2 protein-coding genes and 1 pseudogene are annotated in these 850 nt (G+C 47.8%); 2 read left to right on the top strand and 1 reads right to left on the bottom strand.

Annotated elements, in window-relative coordinates:
- The first annotated feature begins 5 nt into the window (after positions 1-5).
- Both ABUA47_RS20615 and ABUA47_RS20610 read left to right on the top strand, forming a co-directional pair.
- Positions 6-113, top strand: a complete 108-nt coding sequence (locus ABUA47_RS20615; RefSeq protein ID WP_005829485.1) for a smalltalk protein — start codon at positions 6-8, stop codon at positions 111-113.
- Between the two features lie 2 nt (positions 114-115).
- Positions 116-529: an N-acetylmuramoyl-L-alanine amidase gene (locus tag ABUA47_RS20610; RefSeq protein ID WP_035448365.1), complete on the top strand. Its 414-nt coding sequence runs from the start codon at positions 116-118 to the stop codon at positions 527-529.
- A gap of 13 nt (positions 530-542) precedes the next feature.
- Here the strand turns inward: ABUA47_RS20610 and ABUA47_RS20605 are convergent.
- Positions 543-698 (bottom strand): annotated as a pseudogene (locus ABUA47_RS20605) (AAA family ATPase); the annotation flags it as partial.
- Positions 699-850 lie beyond the last annotated feature (152 nt).

The raw sequence follows: 850 nt of genomic DNA, 5'->3' as shown, positions 1-850 counted from the left end.
TTACCATGAGTGAAGACAAAAAGTCAAAATCCGTGTGGGGCATTGTCCTCAAAGTAATCATCACCGTAGCTACCGCCATAGCGGGAGCTTTAGGTCTGGGCGCTTGCAAATAGCCATGCGTACGATTACCCTGCTCATTGTTCATTGCTCAGCCACGCCTCAAGGCGTGGCCCTGGGCTTTGAGGATTGCCGCCGCGACCACATCCACCACCGCGGCTTCCGTGACATCGGCTATCATTTCTATCTGACCCGCAACGGCGAAATACACCGCGGCCGCCCGTTGGAAAAAATAGGTGCGCATTGCCTCAATCACAACCGCCATTCTATCGGCATCTGTTATGAAGGAGGACTGGATGCTGCAAGTTTTCCTGCCGATACCCGCACACTGGAACAGAAGGCTTCGTTACTGGCACTGCTACGTGAGTTGAAGCGTATCTTTCCACGGGCGCTGATTGTGGGGCACCATGATTTGAATCCAGCGAAAGCTTGTCCGTGCTTCGATGCGGAAAGGGAGTATAGGGGGCTGTAAAAGGCTCCCTTCTTCATTCTATACCCAATTTCATCAACCCCATGCGCACTTCTTTATTGGGGATATCCAGCGTATAAAGATGTGTAAGCGGAGAATAATTCCTTATCGTCACATACCCGCTTTGATAAAGCAACGGGGTGATATTTGTCATCCGTTCCGTAGGGGCATTGTTTACTTGCAAAGGAACAAAATCTGTTCGTATTTTGCTAACGAAGGGGGATGAAAGATACTAAAAAAAGAGGGGAAGAAGGAAATCTATTTTTCTGTAATCAATCTATCAACTTCACTTATCAAGAATGAAATCTGAGGATACAAATTATC

Source organism: Bacteroides sp. RTP31139st1_H2_RTP31139_211217, from assembly GCF_040227615.1.
GTDB classification, from domain to species: domain Bacteria; phylum Bacteroidota; class Bacteroidia; order Bacteroidales; family Bacteroidaceae; genus Bacteroides; species Bacteroides uniformis.
The sequence above is the reverse complement of the archived record's forward strand: the minus strand, read 5'-3'. Positions and strand labels throughout refer to the sequence as shown.